Origin of the sequence: Streptomyces mangrovisoli (assembly GCF_000974985.2) — a bacterium.
Lineage (GTDB): Bacteria > Actinomycetota > Actinomycetes > Streptomycetales > Streptomycetaceae > Streptomyces > Streptomyces mangrovisoli.
The window spans coordinates 1-1661 of the sequence record NZ_LAVA02000031.1; the positions used below are offsets into that span (position 1 = coordinate 1).

Genomic DNA, 1661 nt, shown 5'->3' on the forward strand with positions numbered 1-1661 from the left:
CCTCGCGCTTTCATGAAGCGAGCTGTCCGGCAGGCGGTCAGGAAAGCAGAAAGTGCCTCTGACCAGCAAGAATGAGGATTGTCGAGGTCCTTGTTCCTGCCACCGCCGGAGGCACTTCCCAGGTGAAGCACTCTATCGGGTCCTATCCCCGTGTCCGCGTCCAGGACGACGGCCGCCAGATCGTCTCCCAGGCCGGGTCGGTCCTGCTGGTCGAGACGGTCCGCAAGGCCGGTCTTGACCAGGCCATATCGACAGCTCTGGCGCCGTGGCGCAAGCCGCGGGCCGTCCACGATCCCGGCAAGATCCTCCTGGACATCGCCCTGGCGGTCGCACTGGGCGGGGACTGCCTGGCGGACGTTGCGATGCTGCGGGCCGAGCCGGCCGTCTTCGGTCCGGTCGCCTCCGACCCGACCGTCTCCCGCCTGATCGACACCCTCGCGGCCTCCGGCGAGAAAGCCCTGCAGGCGATCCGGTCCGCACGCTCCGAAGTCCGTGGCCGTGTCTGGTCGTTGGCCGGTGAGAATGCGCCGGACGCCGACGCTCAGGTCACCGTCGATCTCGACGGCGTCCTCGTGGTCGCGCATTCCGACAAGGAGGACGCGGCCGCGACCTGGAAGAAGACCTACGGCCATCACCCTTTGACGGCCTTCGTCGACCACGGCCCGGGCGGAACCGGCGAGCCGGTCGCGGCCCTGCTCAGGCCGGGGAACGCGGGCTCGAACACGGCCGCCGACCACATCACCACCGCCCGGCTCGCCCTGGCCCAACTGCCCAAGCGCTACCGGCGAGGACGGCAGACGCTGATCCGCACGGACTCCGCCGGCGGCACCCACGACTTCGTGTCCTGGCTCGCCAGGCGAGGCCGGTGGCTGTCCTACTCGGTCGGCATGACGGTCACCGAAGCGATCCATGAACATGTGCTGAAGGTCCCCGCCCCGGCCTGGACGGCGGCCGTCGAGACCAACGGTGAGGTCCGTGACGGGGCCTGGGTCGCCGAGCTCACCGGCAGCCTGCTGGACGGCTGGCCGAAGGGGATGCGGCTGATCGTCCGCAAGGAACGGCCGCACCCCGGTGCCCAGTTGAGGATCACGGACGCGGACGGCATGCGGATCACCTGTTTCGCCACCAACACTCCTGACCGGCCGATCGCCGAGCTCGAGCTCCGTCACCGGCTGCGGGCCCGGGCCGAGGACCGGATCCGGGCCGCCCGGTCCACCGGCCTACGCAACCTGCCCCTGCACCACACCGCGCAGAACAAGGTCTGGCTGGAGATCGTCCAGGTCGCGCTTGACCTGCTGGCCTGGATGCCCATGCTCGCCCTGACCGACCAGGCCCGTCTTTGGGAGCCCCGCCGACTGCGGTTCCGCCTGTTCTCCGCGGCCGCCCAGCTCGTCACCACCGGCCGACGCCGCATCCTCCGCCTCGCCCGCCACTGGCCCTGGACCTGCGAGATATCCGCCGCCCTTGAACGGCTTGCGCTCCTGCCGAACCCCGGCTGACCAGCGGATTCGCCTGTCCCTACAAGAAGAGGAAACAGCCCGGAGCAGTGGGACCCGGCGTCCACCCGAGGCGACACTCGGACCCTCGGAATGCCCGCCATCAGCCACCGAAAGCGAAACGGTCCACCGACTCCCTTGGCGGGCCGTCATGCAAGATCGAGG

1 protein-coding gene is annotated in these 1661 nt (G+C 69.7%); it reads left to right on the top strand.

Going from position 1 to position 1661, the window contains the following annotated elements; genetic code table 11:
- The first annotated feature begins 122 nt into the window (after positions 1–122).
- Positions 123–1499 carry an IS1380 family transposase gene (locus tag WN71_RS14725; protein WP_046592953.1) on the top strand — a complete coding sequence of 459 codons (1377 nt, stop codon included), beginning with the start codon at positions 123–125 and terminating at the stop codon, positions 1497–1499.
- Positions 1500–1661: the final 162 nt, after the last annotated feature.